Source organism: Sphingobium sp. TomTYG46, assembly GCF_055396345.1.
This window is the reverse complement of the sequence record NZ_AP027324.1, coordinates 518,169-538,325: the sequence shown is the minus strand read 5'-3', so window position 1 is coordinate 538,325 and position 20,157 is coordinate 518,169. Positions and strand designations below refer to the sequence as shown.

Here is a 20,157-nt window from a genome sequence, read left to right as displayed (position 1 = left end):
GTGTATTGTGGTTGATCAGAATTTCACGCCCAGCCTGGCGTACCATTCGGCCGGACGATTATAGGTGCCGTAGAATTGCCCCCCGGCAATCTGCGCCTGCCCCGTGGTCAGGAAGCGTTCGTTGAAGACGTTCGTGCCGCCGACCGTCACGCTGTAGCGGTCGTCGGGCAAGCGCAGCGTGACGTTGGCGTTGACGACGTTCGACGACTTGCGATCGAGCAGGAACGTGCCTTCGGTGTCGTTGCGCATCCGGGACGTATAAGTCCAGTCGGCCAACATGATGAGCTTCGCGCCGCTGCTACCGACGTCCAGTTCGATACGCGGGCTGACATTGACCTTCCAGTGCGGTGTCTTTGGCAGTTCGGCGCCCACGAAGACGCCCCCCTGGATCACGCTGGGCGCAACCACCGCGCCGGGCAGGACTGACGTATATTTGGCGTCGATATAGCCGATCGAACTTGTCAGGGTCAGGGCGCGGATGGGTGCGAACACGGCTTCAGCCTCGAACCCCTTGATGCGCGCATCACCCGCATTCTGGATGGTCGGCGACACGCCCTGCTGGAAGTTCAGCTGGATGCCCTTATAGTCGGTCGTAAAGGCCGCGAAGTTCAGTTGCAGACGCCGGTCAAGCAGCTTCGACTTGAAACCGACTTCCCAGGTCGTCGCCTTTTCCTCGTCAAAGCTCGGCGCATCGGGCAACGGGTTCGACAGACGCGTGGTCCATCCGCCGGTCTTGTATCCCTTCGACCAGGACGCATAGGCCATGAAGTCGTCGCTGGGATAAAGCTGCACGCCGATCTTGGGCGAGAAATTGTCGAACGTCTTGCGGTTCTCGCCACCGGGATAAAGTTGCAGCGGCGCGTTGGCGTTGGGGAAGCCCCCGGCGATGCGGCAATCGTCGCTGATCGGGGTAAGCGATGCGCAGGCAGGCACGCCGAACCCATTCAGGATCTTGTAGGTCAGGCCGTTGAGGTCCGTCTGGAACCCTTCGAACGACTTTTTTTCCTTCGTATAGCGAGCGCCGACGGTAATGCCGACAAGGTCGATCGGCTTGAAGTCGAGCTGACCGAATATCGCGCCATTCTTGGTGTTGAGGAGATTGTTGCCGTCGATCGACAACAGTCCTTCACCAAAGGTCACATATTCGTGGAGATTACCCGATTCGCTGAAATAATAGGCGCCCAGAACATATTTAAGGCGATCATCCAGCGCATTCCCCAAAAGTTGGAGTTCCTGGCTGAACTGCTTCTGGTTCATCTCGAAACTGATCTGGAGCATGTTGAGCGGCGAACCGTCATTGTCCAGACCCGCCTTCCAGTGCAGTTCGCGATAGGCGGTGATCGATTTCAGCGTCAGGCTGTCGGACAGATCATATTCGATCGTTCCCGCCCCGCCATAGGACTGCATGCGCGAAAAGTTGGAACCGGTCGCATAGCTGCTGTCCTTGTCCCCGGTGACGAAGCGGTTGTCATAAGGCAGCCGGTTGTTATCGGGGTTGGCGTCTGCATTGACGCCGAAGATCGCGGGCAAGTCGAACAAGCCCGAACGGCCGGCGCGCCGATATGCATAGGCGAAGGACGGCGGTCCATTGCCGCAGCCGGTCGACTGCCCCGCGATGGCGCAGTTATAGCTGCCCGCAAAAACGTCGAAAGCGCCGCCCGCGACATTGGGCGTGGTCGCCAGCAGCGTGTTTGGCAGTTGTTCCTGCTTGCTGTTGCTGTAATCGCCGCTCAGCGTCACGCGCACCGCGTCGCTCGGCTCCCAGCGCAGCTTGGTGCGCAGGCTCCAGGCATCCTCGCCGCCTTCGCGGCCAAGTCCTGCATTTTCGTAGCCACTCGCGGAATAGGCGGTTGCCGGTTCGACCTGATAGGTGCCCGGTTGTGCGCCCGGAAAGGGCTTGCGCTTGAAATAGCCGTTGCGCGTCTTGACGGAGAAGGACACCGAACTCGACAGCGTATCGGCGATCGGAATGTCCGCCGTGCCGCGCGCCTGGAACAGCTTGTAGCTTCCCGTGGTCGCATCGCCGATGAAGCGGAACTTGTCGCCCGGATCATGTGTGACAATGGAAATCGCGCCGCCGATGGTGTTACGGCCGAACAGCGTGCCCTGCGGACCTTTAAGCACTTCGATCCGCTCGACGTCCCCCAATTCCTGGTTCGCGCCGACCGAACGTGCAAGATAGACGCCGTCCAGATAGACGCCGACGCCCGGATCTATATTGAAGGCAAAGTCGTTGGACCCGATGCCACGAACATAGGCAGCCAGCACAGACGACGATCCGGAAAAGGGCGTTCCTGCATCAAAGGTGACGTTGGGGGCGAGTCCCGACAGCGCGGCGACGCTCTGCACCGCCCGTTCCTGCAACGCTTCATTGGTGAAGGCGGAAATCGCGATCGGCACCTTCTGCACATTTTCCGAACGCCGCTGGGCGGTGACGACGATGTCCTGGATGCCGCCGCTCTGGGGCGCTTCTTCCGTGGCGGGAACCGCCGCAGGCGTCGTTTCCTGCGCTAAAGCGGGCGCCAAAGTCCCGGCCGCTATGGCTAGCACCGACGCAACCGGCAAAGCGGCAATAATCTTGATCATGGTTCCTCCCCTCGACAATGGACGCTTTTCGCGCTCACCATCGAAATGACAGAAACCCGCCTCTCCCGCTTGCACTGGAGCGCTGCCGAACAGGACTCCAGCGCAATTTGATTCATTTCCACGAATTTTTCACGAATGCGAATTATCGCCTTAATCAGTTTGCCAGATAGCCGCCATCGATCGGGATGCACGCGCCGGTGATGAAGGCAGCCCTGTCCGACAGCAGGAAGGCCGTAAGGTGGCCGCACTCCTCCGGCTCGCCCAGCCGCTTGATCGCCTGGGGCGCAAGCAGCGCTTCCAGGAACTCGGGCGAAGTGCCGTCGAGCAGCTTGGAGCGGATCGCGTTGGGCAGGATGGCATTAACGCGCACATTGAGGTCGCCATTTTCCCCCGCCGCCGTTCGCGTCAGGCCAAGGATCGCATGCTTGGTCGCCGAATAGACGCCTGCTTCGCGCAAGCCCACCGCTCCCGCGATGGATGAGACGTTGACGATGCTGCCGCCACCCTGCTCCCGCATGACGGTCAGAGCGCCGCGCATGATGCGGAAACAGCTTTTGAGGTTCACATCATTCGCCCGGTCCCACAGATCATCGCTGCTTTCCGCCAACATGGCTTTAAGGCCGATGCCCGCATTGTTAACGGCGAAGTCGATACGCCCGTTGATCGCGCGCGTCTGCGCAATCAGCGCGTCGATATCGGCTGCGCTGGTCACGTCTGCCGCCATAAAGCACGCGATGCCGCCCGCCGCTTCGATCTCCGCGACCGCCTGCGCGCCTTCCTCGGCTGAGGAGGCAAGGTCGCTCAACACGACATGCGCCCCTTCCGCCGCCAGCACCTTGGCGATGCCGCGCCCGATGCCGCTGGCAGCGCCAGTGACAAAGCCCGTTTTCCCGGCGAGCAATCCGTTGGTCATCTGCGTCACTCCTGCATGCTGATGGTAGGCGCGCTCCTGCGATCGGAGCGGCCGATGGGCGATCTTTGGAAATTACCGCTGGTCAGGCGCGCGCGATCTGGCGCCCTTCGCGGGGTGAATAGCCGTGCCGCTTGCGGAAGCAGCGCGCGAAATAAGCAGGATCGTTGAAGCCGAGTTCGAGGGCGATCGCGGTGATGTTCGCCGCCCGGTCGGCCGCGATCATTTCCAGCGCCCTTTCCAGCCGCCTGTCCAATATATAGGCGCGTAGCGTCGTGCTTTCGGCCGCGAACCATGTCTGGATCGTTCGCGGCGATATGCCGACTTCGCGCGCGATAGATTCCGTGTCGAGGTCAGGATCGCCCAGCCGTGCCTCCACGATCGCCTTGACCCGCGCCAGTCCCCGGCCATCGACATTGGGACCGCCGCGCACAGCGCTGCGCAAGGCAAGGCCCAGAAGGTCGAGCATCAGCGTTTCGGCGCCCTCGGCCCAGCTTGGATCAGGCGGCGCGGCGCGGCTCTCCGCCTCTCGCCACAGGGCAAGAGCGAGTTGGTGAAAACTGTGGACGGTCGGCGAATTGCCGGGCGTCGGACTGCCGATATGGAGGTCCAACTGCGGCACCCGCTGTTCCAGTTCATGGCGGGCGACATCGACCACCATCATTTCATGGGATGCAACCTCGATCCGCATCGGCGCTGCGGTGGTGCAGATGGAAAGGTCGCCGGGCCTCAGTACGCATTCGCGGCCGGATTGGCGCTGCTCGCTGAGGCCAAGGGTCTGGAGGTGCACCAGAAGCCGCTCTTCGCCATGGTGGCGGGCGCTGCGCGACACGACCGAAGATTCCGCCCGCGCCTTGAAAATGGTGAGATCGCCCAGCGTCCAACAGCCAAGCTGACCTAGAAATTCGCGATTGGAACTGTCGATCATCAGTCCGGCGGACCGGCCAGAGGCGATTCTGTTCCAGTAGGCCAAGCGATCACGCCTGGCGACGTCCTGCGTCGAGAATTGCTCGATCATCCACCGCTCTCCTGACTGGAACAGTTTCACATAAATTATGAAAAGGAAATAGTGGCGGTCGTCATCCCCTGGCCTTCATCTGGCTCGTCGCAGGTGACGGGGTCATAAGCATCGTCAAGAGACTGATAAATCTAATTTTATCTCCGTTCATTCCCTCCCGTGGAATGTAGCTTCGGACCAAGACTTAGAAAAAATGAATATCTGCGGATCAGTTCGAATGATCGCCACGGCGCGATGTGGGGCCACAGCAGACCTAAAGCTCGTTCAGAGGCCGAAGATTTCTCGGCGCGTGCGACGTGGAGCGTGCAATGAACCATCTTCTTACTGTGCCGCCGCAATCGGCCCGACCAGAATGTGGTGTGAAGGCCATGGGTTTCCTGCCGGCCTTCGATCAACCCCATGTGCTTTTAGACGACGCATCCTCGCCCAACGGCGACGTCACGCTCTTCACCCATCCGATGCAAGTGATCGAGGCTGCGACGCTCTCGGAAGTCGCACCTGCGCTGGAAGCGGTGCGCGCAGCCACGAGACAAGGCGCACACGCCGCCGGCTTTGTCAGCTATGATGCCGCCGCCGCCTTCGATCCCGCGATGCCGGTTACCCCCTCCTGCGGGCCGTTCCTCTGGTTCGGAATATTCGGGACCCCATTGGTGCTGCCGTCACAAATGTTCGCGAACCTACTCCCCACCGATGCAGCGTTCCTCATGGGGCCGCTGACGCCCGCCAGCACAAAGGGGCAGCATATGGGGCGGATCGAGGACCTGCTCGAACTCATTCGTGCAGGCGATCTGTATCAGGCCAACCTCACTTTCCGCGCCGGGATGGACTTCGACGGTGATCCGCTGGCGCTCTACACCCGGCTGCGGCAGCGCCAGCGTGCCCCCTATGGCGCGATCATATCGACCGGCGCAGACCTCATCTTCTCCTTCTCGCCGGAGTTGTTCTTCACGGTGACGGGGCGCGACATCGCCTGTCGTCCGATGAAGGGCACGGCGGAGCGACACGGCGATCCCACGGCGGATGCCGCTGCCGCACAGTCGCTGGCCGCCGATCCCAAACAACGTGCCGAAAATCTGATGATCGTCGACCTGATGCGCAATGACCTGTCGCGGGTGGCGGAGCCTGGATCGGTAAAGGTGCCGCAGCTTTTTTCGGTCGAAACCTATCCGACGGTCCACCAGATGGTCTCTGCCGTCACGGCCCGCCGCCGCGAGGACGTGGACGCCTTCGACATCCTCGCTGCCCTGTTCCCCTGCGGCTCAATCACTGGAGCGCCCAAGATCCGCGCGGCGCAAGTGATTGCACAGCTGGAAGACAGACCGCGCGGCATCTACACAGGATCAATCGGCCATTTCACCCCGGACGGTGACGCGCGTTTCAACGTCGCGATCCGTACCCTGACCATCTCACCGGCAGAACGGCGGCTGACGATCGACCTCGGGTCCGGCATCGTCGCTGACTCCGATCCCCTCGCGGAATGGGAGGAGTGCCTGACCAAGGCACGATTTCTTGACTAGCATTTCTCGCCGCGATGCCGCGCTTGTTCAATCTGGCCTGATCAAACAAGCCCCAAAGCACTAATACTGAAACCCGCCACCCGATGGCGACGGGTTTCCCTCAACTTCAGAAGGTGAAGCCTGCGCGAATGCCATATTCGCGCGGCGCACCGTAAAATTCATTGAGACCAAACTGGCCGCTGACATAGCGCTTGCCGGTCAGGTTGGTGCCATAGGCCTCGATATGGAACTGGCCGGTGCGCAGGGTGACGAGGCCGGACAATAACCCATATCCCCCGATCCGGTCGGATATTGGCGAATAAGCGAGATAGGTGAAGCGCGGCCCGACATAGGAATAGCTGATGCGCGGCGTCAGGGTCACGTCATCGCCCAGCTGGAACTCATAGGCCGCCGTGCCGCCATAGGTCCACTTCGGCGAATAAAGGTTGGGACCGCCATCGGTAGTGATGATGGCAGAGGTATAATCGAAACATGCTGGAGGTGCGGACGGCGCACCCGGCGGACATTGAGGACCCAGGCTTCCAGACGGGATAGCCCGCGTATTGATGAAAGTCAGCCCGGCGAGCTTCGAATGGACATAGGCGACGTTAGCGTCAAAACTGAAGCCGCCGAACTTGCTCTGTAACTGCGCTTCGAAACCCTTGATCTTGCCTTTCGAAATATTCTGGACGCCATTGAAACCGGTCGTCGGCTCGATCACTTCAAACTGGAAGTCGGAATAGTCGTTATAAAAACCCGAAATCTGCGTGCGGACATGCTTGTCGAACAGGCTCGCCTTCCAACCGATTTCATAGTTCCAAACCATTTCCGGCCGGAATTCGGAATCCACAGCATTGAAGCCGCCCGGCTTATATCCCCGCGCCACGAAGGCGTAGAGCAGATGGTCGTCGTTGACCGTCCAGTTGATCGCAGCTTTGCCGGTCACGCGCCCATCCTGGTGCGTGCCAGCCAAGTTGGCGACGGGCAGGCCGCCCGGAGGGAAGATCGGGATGCCAGCGCCGATGCGTACCTGACCCACACCGCTCGCCTTATAGTGTGAATAGCGCGCGCCCAGCTGCAACTGGACATCAGGCGTCACGCGGTAGCTGCCCTGCGCGAAGATGCCTAGCGTTGTGCGTATATTGTCGGGATCAATGTCTGTCGGGAAGCCAGCTTGCAGCTGATGGATCCGCACCTTGATCTCGTTGCGCTGGAAATAGCCGCCCAAAATCCATTCCAGCGTTTCGCCGGTTGGTGAGATCAGGTTGACTTCCTCGCTATACTGGCGTTCGCGGGCGAAATAATCCTCGGCAACACCGTCTGGCGCAGGCGATGCATCGACATCGTTGACGCCCTCGATCTTCTTGCTTTGATAGCCGCTCAAGGATCGCAACACGATGCCGTTGGCGAACTCCTGCCGTAGTTCCAGGCTGGAGATGAACGCCCTTTCCCGGATCGCCACGGGCGTATCATAATTCAGCGTATAGATGTCACCCACCCGATAAGGCGAATACTCCGTTCCCCGGATCGGACGATAGGCATAGCCCCCAATGTCGCGATCATTATACTGGACCTTCAGCAGCGCGCGGAAATCGCCCGGCTGCCACAGCACGCCCAGCCGCCCGCCCTTTTCGTCCAGCTTGCCCGCCTTGTTGTTGAAGGGGCCGACATCGTTGAAATAGCTGTCATGGCCCCGGTAGAAGCCAGCACCGCGTACAGCCAGCGTGGAGGACAGCGGCACGTTCACCGCGCCTTCCAATCCGAAATTGCCCCGATTGCCAGCGCTCCCCTCGGCATAGCCATTGATGCCATTCAGATCAGGATTGCGCGAATTGATGAAGATCGCGCCACCGGTCGAGTTGCTGCCGACCAACGTGCCCTGCGGACCGCGCAACACTTCGACGCTTGCGAGATCATAGAAGCTGTTCGCCTGGACGATCGGCGGCTGGAACAGCCCGTCGACATAGGTGGCGACGCCTGCCGTCACATTGGGCGAGTTGCTGGCAAGGCCGATACCGCGAATGTTGACCGCAGACGTGATACCCGCGTCGGAAATCGACAGCGCGGGCGTCGCATTTTGAAGGTCGTTGAGGCGAACGACGGCATTCGCCTTCAGGTCGCCTGCGTCCAGCGCGCTGGCGGCAACCGGCACCTTCTGCAGATTTTCCGTCCGACGCTGGGCCGTCACGACGATCTCGCCCAGCGTGTTGGACGATCCCGCCTGCGGGGCCGTTTCCTGCGACCAGGCGGATGACGTCCACAAGGTCATGATGGCGGTGGAGCCCGTCAGCAATATGCGTTTCATTCTTCCCTCCCTATTTTTTGGATGTTCTTCCGGTCATTTCGGAGACCAGGCCGACACGGCCTTCAGGAAAGCGCCGGTTTCCGCCGTCGGCTTTTCATCGCCCGGCGGAAAATAGCTGATCTTGACGACGACGGTGCGGGATCGCGGATCGACGTAGATATATTGGCCCTGCAATCCCACCGCGCTGTAGGTGCCGCTATTGTCCAGCAGCCACCATTGCATCGCATAGCCGGTCGGAATGCCCGGCATCTTGTCATCGGCGGGCGCGGACGGCGCCGTCGATGTGCGGACCCAGTCGGCTGGCACCACCTGCCGCCCGTTGGCGCGGCCGCCGTCGAGCATCATCTGGCCGATCCGCCCATAGTCGCGCAGCGTGGCGTTAAAACCAGCGCCGCTGAATTCGCGACCCGTGCCGGGCTGTCCATCCATGATGTAGAAGCCGTCCTGTTCAGCGCCCAACGGCTCCCACAATTTCTGCGCGGTATAGGCAGCGACGGTGGTCCCGCTGACCCGTTCGATCAGCCAGCCAAGCACGGCGGTGTCGAGCGTCTTGTACTGGAACACGCTGCCCGGCGCGTGCAGCCGCTTCACCGTCCGCGCGGCATCGGCAAAGCGCGCGACATTCTTGACCAGCGCGTCGATATGATTGCGCGCCGCGATGCCGGGATTGGCGAAATCGTACCGTTCCTCATAATCCACGCCAGACCGCATCTGCAGAATCTGCCGAATGGTCACGCCGTCATATCCGCCGCCCTTCAATTCGGGCAGGTAAGCGGTGATGTCATCGTCCAGCGACTTGATCCGCCCGTCCGCCAGCGCACAGCCGACCAGCAGCGACGTGACCGACTTCGTCATGGACCAGCCGATGAAGCGGCTGTTTTCGTCGCTGTTGTTGCGGTAGATTTCGCTGACGATCTTGCCGTCCTTCATCACCAGCAGCGCGTTGGTGTAGGTGCGATCGAGGAAATCCTGCGCCGTGTAGCGCTTGCCGCCGAAAGTGTAGCTGACGTCTAGCGGCGCGTCGGCGCGCGGCAGCCGCCAGGGCGTCCCCGCATGGGCGACGGTGCGCGTGGTGAACAGCCGGTCCATGCTACGGAAGGTCAGTGAATTAATGTCGCCATCCAGCATGTGCCAACGCGCGATCTGGACGGCGACCGGCACCGTGGATGGCTGTCCATCAGCCAGTACAGGGGGCAATGTCTGCTGCGCCAAGGCAGGCGGAACGGTCGCGCACATCGCGGCAGCCGCGAAACTGACAAGGAATCCTGATGCTTTGCGCACTCGCACATCCTCTACTTTCGGCCGACTGATGGTCGTCGGTCCTTCGGCACTGTTGTGAACAGATGATCTGACGAGCGCGGCTCCCAAATGGGATACGCCGCGCAGCCGCCGCTCAGTGCAAATTGCCATGCACCTGAGCGATGACGGAGCCGTACAGCTTGCCGACAAGGTCGGCCTGACGACGGCTGTCGGTCTTTTCCAGGATGCGCTTCATCTGAATGCGCACCGTGCCGACCGACACGCCACGGCGATCGGCATAGGCGTTGAGCGACGTGCCCTGAGACAAGGCGACGGCCAATCGCGCCTCCGCAGGCGTCAGGCCAAATAGCGACGTGACGTGCCCGGCCGATAGGAAGGGCGCCTGCGACGGATCGATCAGGATCAGCGCGACGCCGTCCCTGTCATCGTCCCAGCCATCCGCCACCGTCCCCTTGAACGCGCCATTGGGCAGCGCAATCGCCTGCACCATGCCGTCGTCCAGCTCGCCGAACGCCGCCGTGACCATTTCGTCCTCACGGGCAGGCGACAGGAGCCGCGCCAGCCGCTGGCGGCTTTCGGCTGAAACCCCGCGCAGTTGGCCATGATCCAGCATCAGCGGCGCGCCGTTCGCCAGCATCGTGGCCGCCGCGCGATTGTGCCAGCGGACCTCGCCGCTGGCGGTGCAGAGAATGACACCGGGGCGCAGACGATCCATGATCGAGGCTAATGTGGCTTGCGCGGCACGTGCCGTTTGCACAGTGGCCGAGACGCGCGACAGGGTCAGAAGATGCGGCGCGATGTCCGACAGGAAAGCAGCATCCTTGCCGTCCCGCTCCACCGTGTCGCTGATCTGCCGGTGCAGGATCAGGCTGAACCAGCGTGATGGTTCGAATTCGAACAGCAGGCCCGACCCGCCCCTGAGGCCAATCTGCGCCAGGCGATGCCGCGTCTCCTGCAATTGCGGCGATGTGGAATCGAAACGCTGCGCGTCGGTGCGGACGGACAGCTGTGCTTCCAGGCGGTCGCGCGGGACGATGGCGAGCCGGGGATTGTCTGGATTGTTGATCCACCGGTCATGCAGGGCGGCGTTCGCGTGGGAATAGCTGTCCCGCTCCTGCCACCGCTGTATCAGATGGCCGCCCTCCTGCCGGTAAATCTGCACCGCCGCGCTGCGGACGCCAAGGTCGGCGCAAATCCGGTCCAACAGCGGCCGCCAGTTTTCGGGACGGTCGCAGCATCCGTAAAGGGCGGGCAGTATCTGCGCGCTGAGATTGGTCTCCATTGCATCCCTCCCTGCTTGCCGCGCATTATTTTTACTGCGGCGTTAGGCTCCCAAATGACGTGCGCACTGCGGAGATGGCGCGGCCTAGATGACTGCCGCTTCCCTCTCCTCATCCGTGGCATTTTCTTCCTGTTCCAGAACGTCCAGCACGATGCGCAGCGCATCCTGATATTCGGGCGTCAGCAAGCGTGTATAGCGGCGTTCATGCGCGGACATGATCGCGTCCGCCTCGCTGCGCACATCCTCTCCCTCGGCGGTCAGGCTCAGGGCGAAGGAGCGTCCGTCTACCGGCGACTTCTGCACCAGATCCTTCTGGATGAGGCCAGTGATCAGCGGCACCATATTGGCGCGCTTGATCCCCAGCATGCGGCCTATGTCGCTTTGGATGCAGCCCGGATTGGCCCCGATCGTCAGGAGGATCGTCGCTTCCACCGGCCGCAACCCCACCAGTTCCAGCGCCGCACCCAGCGTCGCCATCATCGCGGAGGAGGAACGCCGCAGCCGATATCCCAGTCGTGATGCGACGGGATTGATCAGCCTGTTGCCTGAAGGACTCATGCTCATGATTCGCTCATAATGTTATTGCTCAGAACAATCAACATTGATATGCAACATAACATTAGGAGAGGGCCTGACACATGTCCGCATCGGAAATTTCCCTGATAATCGGCGGCGAATCGCGCAGTGCCGCATCGGCTTTCGAACGGTTGAACCCGGTCACTGGCGCCGTCGCCACCCGCGCGGCTGCCGCCAGCATCGAAGATGCGGTTGCCGCAGTGGACGCCGCCCAGGCCGCATTCCCCGCCTGGTCGCAAACCGGCCCCAATGCCCGCCGCGCCCTGCTGATGAAAGCCGCCGACGCGCTTGATGCCCGCGTGGACGATTTCATCGACGCGATGATGGCGGAAATCGGCGCGACCGAGGGTTGGGCGCGCTTCAACCTGATGCTCTCAAGCTCCATGGTGCGCGAAGCGGCGGCGCTCACCACCCAGATCGGCGGAGAGGTGATCCCGTCCGACAAGCCCGGTTGCATCGCCATGGCGATCCGCGAACCGGCAGGCGTGGTGCTGTCGATGGCGCCATGGAACGCGCCGATCATCCTTGCCACCCGCGCCATCGCCGTGCCGCTCGCCTGCGGCAACAGCGTGGTGCTCAAGGCATCGGAACAATGCCCGCGCACCCATGGCCTGATCGTCCAGGCCTTTGTGGAAGCGGGCCTTACCGGCGGCATCGTCAACCTGATCACCAACGCGCCGCAGGATGCGGCCGATGTGGTCGGCGCGATGATCGACCATCCCGCCGTGCGCCGCGTGAACTTCACCGGATCGACGCCGGTCGGCCGGATCATCGCGAAACGCTGCGCTGAACATCTGAAGCCTGTCGTGCTCGAACTGGGCGGCAAGGCGCCGCTGATCGTGCTGGAGGATGCTGACCTTGACGAAGCAGTGAAGGCCGCCGCGTTCGGCGCTTTCATGAACCAGGGCCAAATCTGCATGTCGACCGAACGGATCATCGTGGTCGATGCCATCGCCGACGCTTTCGCCGAGAAGTTTCAGGCCAAGGTCGGCTCCATGGCGGTGGGCGACCCGCGCGAGGGCAAGACGCCGCTGGGTGCGGTGGTGGACAGCAAAACGGTTTCCCATGTCCGTTCGCTCATTGATGATGCGCTCGCGGCGGGCGCGACCCAGTTGAACGGCGGCGAGGTGTTGAGCGAAGGGGGCGGCGTCTTGATGCCCGCCCATGTCATCGACCGCGTCACCCCACAGATGAAGCTGTTCCGCGATGAAAGTTTCGGCCCGGTCGTCGGCATCATCCGCGCCCGCGACGAAGCCCATGCGATCGAACTGGCCAACGATACCGAATATGGCCTGTCCGCATCGGTCTTCACCCGCGACACGGCGCGCGGGCTCAGGGTCGCGCGGCAGATCCAGTCCGGCATCTGCCATGTGAACGGCCCGACCGTCCATGACGAAGCGCAAATGCCCTTCGGCGGCGTCAAGGCGTCGGGCTATGGCAAGTTCGGCGGCCGCGCCGGGATCGACAGCTTCACCGAATTGCGCTGGATCACGATGGAGACCCAGCCCGGCCATTATCCGATTTGATATTCACTTCCCTCGTCATCCCAGCGGAAGCTGGGATCTCAGGCGGAGAGGCACGACTTAGCCGCACAAGATACCAGCTTTGGCTGGTGTGACGAACAACTTCTAAGGAACGATCATGACGAACTTCCTGCATGTCGATGGCGTCGAGCAGGCCGAAATCGAAACCGTCGCCTTCACCGTGGAGGACGGCGTCGCCTGGGTCAGTCTCAACCGCCCGGACAAGCGCAATTGCATGTCGCCGCGCCTCAACCGCCAGATGATGCGCATACTCGATGAGCTTGAGTTTCGCGACGATGTCGGCGTCCTCGTGCTGACCGGCGAGGGCACGGCGTGGAGCGCTGGCATGGACCTCAAGGAATATTTCCGGGAAACCGAGGCGCAGGGCCTGAAGGGCACGCGTGGCGCGCAACGGGAAAGCTATGGTTGGTGGCGCCGCCTTCGCTGGTATCAGAAACCCACTATCGCGATGGTCAACGGCTGGTGCTTTGGCGGCGGCTACGGCCCGCTCTTCGCCTGCGACCTCGCCTTCGCGGCGGAAGAGGCGCAATTCGGCCTCAGCGAAATCAACTGGGGCATCCTGCCCGGCGGCGGCGCGGCCAAGGTGGCGACGGAACTGACCAGCTTTCGCAACGCCATGTATCATGCGCTGATGGGCGAGAATGTGGACGGCAGGACGGCGGCGCAATGGGGCTTCGTCAACGAAGCGCTGCCGCTCGGCGCATTGAAGGGCCGCGTGTCGCAGGTCGCGCAGACATTGCTGACGAAGAACCCCGTCGCGCTCAAGGCGACCAAGGACGCCATCCGCCGGGTGCGCGAAATGACCTATGACAATGCCGAGGATTATCTGATCCGCGCGCAGGAAGCGGCCAACAGCTTCGACAATGAGGGCCGCAAGGAAGGCATCAAACAGTTTATCGACGACAAGAGCTACAAGCCGGGCCTTGGCGCTTACGACAAGTCGAAACAGCAGGCCTGAACCGCGACAGACTGGCAGGATCGCCCCCAAGAGGCGGCCTGCCCCACAGAGTTTTTGGAGAGACGGACCCATGACGGCCGACACCCTCAATCCGCCCGTCGCCACCGCTGCCCGCGCGGCCAGGTCGCTGGACCGGCTGCTGCGCCCGCGATCGGTGGCGATCGTCGGCGCATCGGACAAGCCGGGTGCGCTGGGCGCATCCGTCCTGTCCAACCTGACGCGCAACGGCTTTTCCGGCGACATCCACCTCATCAATCCCAAGCGCGCGGAAATCGGCGGACGGCCATGCCTGCCATCCGTCGATGCGTTGCCCGACGGCGTGGATGCCGCCGTCCTCGCCATTCCGCGCGCGGCAGTGCTCGATACGGTGAAAGCGCTGGCCGCGCGCAATGTCGGCGCTGCCGTCATCTTTTCCGCCGGATTTGCGGAGGGCGGCGAAGAAGGCTTGGCGGAACAACGGGAGATCGGCCGGATCGCCGCTGAAACCGGGATGGTTGTCGAAGGGCCAAATTGCCTTGGCATGACCAACTTCATCGATCGCGTGCCGCTCACCTTCGTGGAAACCGACGCCAAGCCTCTGGGCGACCGTCCGGGTATCGGCATCGTGTCGCAAAGCGGCGCGATGGCCTGCGTCCTGTGCACCACGCTCGCTTCGCGCGATCTGGGCCTGTCCTTCTCGATCTCGACCGGCAACGAAGCCGCATCGGGCGTCGAGGATTATGTCGACTACCTGCTGGAAGACAGCTCCACCCAGGTGATCGCGATGATCGTGGAGCAATTCCGCAAGCCGCAGCGCTTCCTCGCCGCCGCCCGCCGCGCCCGCGCTCTGGGCAAGACCATCGTCCTGCTCCACCCCGGCCGCTCGGCAGCTGCGCGTGAATCCGCGGCCACCCACACCGGGGCGATGGCGGGCGACTATCAGGTGATGCGCATCAAGGTGGAGCGCGCGGGCGTCATCCTGGCTGAGACGCTGGAGGAACTGGGCGACATCGCCGAAATCGCGTTGCGCTGCCCCATCATTCCGGCTGGCGGCGTTGCCGTGCTGGGCGAAAGCGGCGCATTCAAGGCGCTGACCCTCGACCTGTGCGAAGCCATCGGCCTCGACCTGCCGCAGGTCAATGACGGCAATGCCCCTGCCCTGCGCGGGGTGCTGCCCGATTTCGTTCCCGTCTCCAACCCGCTGGACCTGACCGCGCAGGGACTGGTCGATCCTGACCTCTATCGCCGGACGCTGGCGGCGCTGTTCACCGACGACCGGTTCGGCAGCATCGTCACGGGCATCATCCAGACCGATCCCGTGACGGTCGGCATCAAGCTGCCGCCGATCCTGCGCGCTGTTGACGAATTGCAGCCGGACAAGCCGATCATCTTCGCCGGACTGGACGAAGGCGCGCCGGTTCCAGCCCATCATATCGATCAGCTGCGCGCGCTCGGCATTCCCTATTTCCCTTCGACCGAACGCGCCTTCCGCGCCCTGAAGCGGCTCAACGACCATGCGCGCCGGGACTTCAGCGAAGCGCCGACCGCCCCCCTGCCCGCGCCTGCTCTCACCGGGCACAGCGGCGTCATCCCCGAATATCGCGCCAAGGCGATCCTCGCCCCGCTCGGCATCCCGTTCCCAAAGGGTGCCTTCTGCACCAGCATCGACGACGCGCTGAACGCTGCGCAAGCGGTCGGCTATCCGGTCGCGCTCAAGGCACAGTCCGCCCGTCTAAGCCACAAGAGCGATGCGGGCGGCGTGGTGTTGAACCTCCCCAACGCCGACGAACTGCGCGCGGGCTGGGACCGGTTATATGCCCATGTCGCCGCCTATGATGCGACCATCGCGATCGACGGCGTCCTGATCGAAGCCATGGGCGAACGCGGCGTCGAACTTATCATCGGCGCAAAGAATGATCCAGACTGGGGGCCGGTCATCCTGTGCGGCTTTGGCGGCGTCACGGCGGAAATCCTGCAGGACGTGCGCCTGATCACCCCCGGCCTCTCGGTCGATGCCATCGCCGCTGAACTGCATAAGCTCAAGCAATCGCCCCTGCTGCGCGGCTTTCGCGGATCGCCTGCGCTGGATGTGGAGGCGGCATCACAGATTATCCACACGCTTGGCCGCATCCTGCTCGCCGAACCGCCGATCCGGGAGATCGATCTCAACCCGGTCATCCTCTATCCGCAGGGTAGAGGCGCAATCGCTCTCGACGCCCTTATGCTGACAGCACCGTAAGACGCCTGACCAACAAGGCAATAACCAGATCGACAATCATTTCAGGGGAGGAGAGGATGGCGCGGAACGGAACGGACATCAGGCAATTACTTGATGAAGCGCCCATGGGCCGCCTGCAAATCGCGGCTGTAGCGCTGTGCATCATGCTGAACGCGCTTGATGGCTTTGATGTTCTGGCGATCAGCTTCGCCTCGCCCGGCATTGCCGCAGAGTGGGGCATTGACCGCGCCGCATTGGGCGTCGTGCTTTCGATGGAACTGATCGGCATGGCTGTGGGGTCCGTGCTGCTCGGCGGCCTGGCTGATCGCATCGGCCGTCGGCCCACCATCCTGTTCTGCCTCCTGGTCATGGCCACGGGTATGTTGGCCGCGACCTTTTCATTCAGCGTTGTCTCCCTGTCGGTGATACGGCTTGTGACTGGCCTCGGCATCGGCGGCATGCTGGCTTGCACCAACGCCATCGTCGCAGAGCTTGCCAACGCGCGCACCCGCAGCCTGGCCGTTGCCCTCATGGCGGCGGGCTATCCGATCGGCGCGATCCTTGGCGGCTCGGCCGCTTCGATGCTGCTGGTGTCGGGCGAATGGCGCGACATATTCCTGCTTGGAGGAGTCGTCACAGCAATCTTCTTGCCACTGACGTTCCTGCTGCTCCCTGAATCGATCGGATTCCTCCTTCAACGACGCCCGGCCAATGCGCTGGACCGGATCAATCAGCTGATAGGCCGGATGGGACACAATGCGCTGGATGCTTTGCCCGCTTCAAATGCGGCGGCGCCCAAGGCATCCTTTGCCGCGCTGTTCAATCCCGGCCTCGCACGCACGACGGTGCTGCTGACGGCCGCCTATTTCTTTCACATCATGACCTTTTACTTCATCCTCAAATGGGTGCCCAAGATCGTGGTGGACATGGGTTATGCACCGTCGTCCGCTGGTGGCGTGCTGGTATGGGCCAATGTAGGCGGCTTGCTGGGAGCGCTTTCGCTCAGTGCCCTCAGTTGGCGGCTGGACGTCCGCATATTGGTGATCGCCGCCCTCTTACTGTCGATGGCAATGGTGACTGTCTTCGGGCAGGGACAAGCCAGCCTTTTCGGCTTGGCCCTGGTAGCTGCGGCGGCGGGATATTTCACAAACGCGGCCGTCGTCGGCCTCTACGCCATCATTGCGCATTCCTTCCCTACGGCGGTTCGGGCAGGCGGCACGGGAATAGTGATCGGCCTCGGCCGTGGAGGAGCTGCTTTGGGTCCCATCCTTGCTGGTTTCCTTTTCACTCTCGATTTCAAGCTTCCCGCCGTGGCGCTGACCATGGCATCAGGGTCGCTGATCGCGGCATGCGCGTTAGCCCTTCTCGTGACTGGAGGACGGGACAGCAATTCGTCCAAGCTTTACGAATGAACCATCGTTCCCTTCATTACCCGCCCGCCGCTCGCACTCTTCTTTGAGATAACCATAAGGAGGAAAGACTGCCCATGTCGCCACAGCGCTATTCCATGACGGCTATCGCGTTGCATTGGTCGATCGCGGCAGCCCTGATCTTTCAACTCGTCCTGGGCTGGCAATTGTCCGGCATCGCGCCGGGGCTAGGCCAATTTGCCGCCTATCAGCTGCACAAGTCGATCGGGATCGTCATCCTGCTGCTCACCCTTTTGCGCGTTGGCATCCGCTTGGCCCACCCCCGCCCCCCGGCACTGGCGGATGATCGGATATCTGCGTTCACGGCAAAGGTGACGCATCAATTGCTCTACGCCGTCATGCTTCTCGCCCCGCTCAGCGGCTGGGCGCTGGTCTCAACCAGCAAGCTGCGGGTGCCGACGCTGCTGTTCGGCACGATTGCCTGGCCGCATCTGCCGATCTCTTTTGGCCTCAATGGAATAGCCTATGACACGCATCGCCTGGCGGCTTATGTCCTAGCCGGATTGGTCGTGCTGCATGTCGCTGGAGCTATTCGCCATCAATTCTACAAGCGCGAGGATCTGCTTGCTCGCATGATCCCGGGCTTGGCGCCGGGACTTGCGCTGCTGGCTGCGCTGGGAACAATGGCATTGGCAGGTTCGGCATCATTCTTTCTTACCGGAACGCCCACCATAGCCGTGGCCCAGCAGAAAGGGATGCCCGTGCCGATCAAGATAGCGCCACCTTCACCCGGTTCCACCCCAGCGCAGCGGCTTGCCACGACCCCGACGGCCCCAACGACCCCAAAGGCTACGCCGGTGCCCACAGCCAATTCACGACAGCTTCCCTTGTCGCGCTGGCGCGTCGTGGGGCAGGGGGAACTCGGCTTTATCGCCATGTGGAGCGGCGCGACGGTGGACGGATCCTTCCTTCACTGGAAATCGGACATCCGCTACAGCCCGGACGATTTGCCCGGCAGCGCAATCCTCGTGACGATCGACCTGGCCTCCGCCATCACGGGCGACGCACAACGCGACGAAACGCTGCGAGGCCCCGACTATTTCGACATATCGGCGCATCCGCATGCTGTGTTCCGCGCCAAGGGTTTCCGGCCACGGGGCGGCGACCTGTACGAAGCCAGAGGCACGCTGGACCTGAACGGACGCCGCCGCCCGGTCACGCTACGCTTCACGCTGCGTCAGGATGGGGACACCGCCAGAGCCGAAGGCCGAGCGGATCTCGACCGGAACATGTTTGATGTCGGTTCACCCACTGATGAAACGATCGCTGCGAAGGTCACAGTAAACTTCGCCTTGACCGCGCACCGGCAGGATCAGTGATGAGGCGGGTTTCGACGCAGTCTGCGCCGCCTGGGAACGACGAATATGGTCGATCTCAGCCGCCTGAATGACTCGGCCACGAAACGGCGGCCTCCCTGCGCCACGCAATTATACGGTGCACGCTCAATGAAATTTCAAACCGCATGATCGCTGGTCGGTATTTTAGGTGTTAAACGCCTTCTTCTCGTAGACGGCAACGATCCCCTGCCCGTCCCAGACATAGCATAGGTGCCGCTCTTGCCGACAGTCGGTGAGCAGGCTGGGACGGAACACAGCTGCGCATTCACCGCCCGGATGGCGGACGCTCTGATAGGCGATGCCGTCCGACCCTTGACTGCGCAACTCGATTGCAAGTGCTTGACCAGCGACATAGCTGTCCGAAGCGTAGAGGTCAGGCTGTGCCTTGCGTGCATCCCGGATATCATGCAGCTCTGCGTCGATATCGACGGCATATACCCGCATGTCCAGTTCCTGCGGCGGTTCCCGAGTGAGCGCCATGAACCGCGCGCGGTGATGGCTGGTTTCGGCAATCGCGGTCTCGATCTCTCTGGCTGCATAGAACAGGCCGAAGCTACCATCAGAAAAGCGGCTTCCATCAGGATTGAGATGGGTGAAGGCGGCCATGATGACAGAAGTGCCCGGCCCCGACACGCGATCCTCCGGCGGCACGAGTGCAAGGTCGCCGACCTCATCGCGTAGCCGGTCGTTGGTCATCGCCTCAATCGCGTAGACCGCTTCAAGATCGGAGGGGTCGGCGACGTCCTCGAACAGAGATATCGGTGGGAAGCGGCTTGCGATAATCCGATAGCATGGCTGCCAGTGCACACGCGCCTTCGGGATAGAATCCATTATCCGCGTTGCGCGTCGATATATTGGCGCACGACATAAAGATCGGCGACATTGCCCGAAGTCATCCGTTCGATCGCTGGACGTCCGGCGAACAGGGGCGCGTCATTGGGTTTGCGCACCCATTCGTCGGCGGTGCGAGGCAGGAGGAGCCTGAGCCCCTTGTAGATACCCAGCACATAGGAAATTCTTTCGAGCGCATCCTTGGGAATGGCTGCGACGGCGCCGCGTTTCCAGGTCTGAAATGTGGAGCGATTATCGAGTCCGAGAAGCTTCATCTGCTCGGCTTCCTTGAGGCTCCAGGCATCGGCAATGCGGAAGAAGGTGCGCAGCGCCGGACCGGTGAGATCCTTACGGCTGGGCGCTTTGGCTTTGGCTCCGAAGTGGGCAGCTGTTGCCATTTGCGATCTCCTTCTCGTCATGGAGATGT

Annotated in this window: 15 protein-coding genes; 6 read left to right on the top strand and 9 right to left on the bottom strand. The window is 62.2% G+C overall.

Going from position 1 to position 20,157, the window contains the following annotated elements:
• Positions 1–15: 15 nt before the first annotated feature.
• From ACZ5YV_RS02765 to ACZ5YV_RS02755, 3 genes are all read right to left on the bottom strand, one after another.
• Positions 16–2,586: a TonB-dependent receptor gene (locus ACZ5YV_RS02765; protein WP_464788479.1), complete on the bottom strand. Its 2,571-nt coding sequence runs from the start codon at positions 2,584–2,586 to the stop codon at positions 16–18.
• 154 nt (positions 2,587–2,740) lie between these two features.
• Positions 2,741–3,499, bottom strand: a complete 759-nt coding sequence (locus ACZ5YV_RS02760; RefSeq protein ID WP_464788478.1) for an SDR family NAD(P)-dependent oxidoreductase — start codon at positions 3,497–3,499, stop codon at positions 2,741–2,743.
• A gap of 82 nt (positions 3,500–3,581) precedes the next feature.
• A complete protein-coding gene (locus tag ACZ5YV_RS02755; RefSeq protein WP_464788477.1) occupies positions 3,582–4,514 on the bottom strand; it encodes an AraC family transcriptional regulator in 933 nt (310 codons plus the stop codon).
• Between the two features lie 308 nt (positions 4,515–4,822).
• Here ACZ5YV_RS02755 and pabB point away from each other — a divergent pair, with 308 nt between their 5' ends.
• Entirely contained in the window at positions 4,823–6,031 is a 1,209-nt protein-coding gene (gene pabB, locus ACZ5YV_RS02750) for an aminodeoxychorismate synthase component I (protein ID WP_464788476.1), read from the top strand.
• A 106-nt stretch (positions 6,032–6,137) separates the two neighbouring features.
• Here the strand turns inward: pabB and ACZ5YV_RS02745 are convergent, their stop codons facing one another.
• The 4 genes from ACZ5YV_RS02745 to ACZ5YV_RS02730 all read right to left on the bottom strand — a co-directional run bounded on the left by ACZ5YV_RS02745 (position 6,138) and on the right by ACZ5YV_RS02730 (position 11,421).
• Entirely contained in the window at positions 6,138–8,315 is a 2,178-nt protein-coding gene (locus ACZ5YV_RS02745) for a TonB-dependent receptor (RefSeq protein WP_464788475.1), read from the bottom strand.
• Positions 8,316–8,348: 33 nt separating this feature from the next.
• Complete coding sequence (locus ACZ5YV_RS02740) at positions 8,349–9,725, bottom strand: serine hydrolase domain-containing protein (RefSeq protein WP_464788474.1); 1,377 nt, start codon at positions 9,723–9,725, stop codon at positions 8,349–8,351.
• Positions 9,709–10,857, bottom strand: a complete 1,149-nt coding sequence (locus ACZ5YV_RS02735; protein ID WP_464788473.1) for a helix-turn-helix transcriptional regulator — start codon at positions 10,855–10,857, stop codon at positions 9,709–9,711. Before ACZ5YV_RS02735 ends, ACZ5YV_RS02740 begins: the two co-directional genes overlap by 17 nt.
• Positions 10,858–10,941: 84 nt before the next feature.
• Complete coding sequence (locus ACZ5YV_RS02730; RefSeq protein WP_464788472.1) at positions 10,942–11,421, bottom strand: MarR family winged helix-turn-helix transcriptional regulator; 480 nt, start codon at positions 11,419–11,421, stop codon at positions 10,942–10,944.
• A gap of 74 nt (positions 11,422–11,495) precedes the next feature.
• Between ACZ5YV_RS02730 and ACZ5YV_RS02725 the strand changes: the two genes are divergently transcribed.
• The 5 genes from ACZ5YV_RS02725 (at position 11,496) to ACZ5YV_RS02705 (ending at position 18,881) form a co-directional block, all read left to right on the top strand.
• Positions 11,496–12,959 carry an aldehyde dehydrogenase gene (locus ACZ5YV_RS02725; protein ID WP_464788471.1) on the top strand — a complete coding sequence of 488 codons (1,464 nt, stop codon included), beginning with the start codon at positions 11,496–11,498 and terminating at the stop codon, positions 12,957–12,959.
• A 115-nt stretch (positions 12,960–13,074) separates the two neighbouring features.
• On the top strand, positions 13,075–13,935 hold the full coding sequence (locus tag ACZ5YV_RS02720; protein WP_464788470.1) for a p-hydroxycinnamoyl CoA hydratase/lyase: 861 nt from the start codon (positions 13,075–13,077) through the stop codon (positions 13,933–13,935).
• Positions 13,936–14,005: 70 nt separating this feature from the next.
• Positions 14,006–16,153 carry an acetate--CoA ligase family protein gene (locus ACZ5YV_RS02715; protein WP_464788469.1) on the top strand — a complete coding sequence of 716 codons (2,148 nt, stop codon included), beginning with the start codon at positions 14,006–14,008 and terminating at the stop codon, positions 16,151–16,153.
• A gap of 56 nt (positions 16,154–16,209) precedes the next feature.
• The gene (locus tag ACZ5YV_RS02710; RefSeq protein WP_464788468.1) at positions 16,210–17,544 is read left to right on the top strand and encodes an MFS transporter; all 1,335 of its coding nucleotides are present in this window, start codon (positions 16,210–16,212) and stop codon (positions 17,542–17,544) included.
• Positions 17,545–17,618: 74 nt separating this feature from the next.
• Positions 17,619–18,881, top strand: a complete 1,263-nt coding sequence (locus tag ACZ5YV_RS02705) for a cytochrome b/b6 domain-containing protein (protein ID WP_464788467.1) — start codon at positions 17,619–17,621, stop codon at positions 18,879–18,881.
• A 162-nt stretch (positions 18,882–19,043) separates the two neighbouring features.
• Here the strand turns inward: ACZ5YV_RS02705 and ACZ5YV_RS02700 are convergent, their stop codons facing one another.
• Positions 19,044–19,730, bottom strand: coding sequence for an RES family NAD+ phosphorylase (locus ACZ5YV_RS02700; protein WP_464788466.1), 687 nt, complete (start codon positions 19,728–19,730; stop codon positions 19,044–19,046).
• Entirely contained in the window at positions 19,730–20,128 is a 399-nt protein-coding gene (locus ACZ5YV_RS02695) for an antitoxin Xre-like helix-turn-helix domain-containing protein (RefSeq protein ID WP_464788465.1), read from the bottom strand. The genes ACZ5YV_RS02700 and ACZ5YV_RS02695 overlap by 1 nt, the downstream gene beginning before the upstream one ends.
• Positions 20,129–20,157 lie beyond the last annotated feature (29 nt).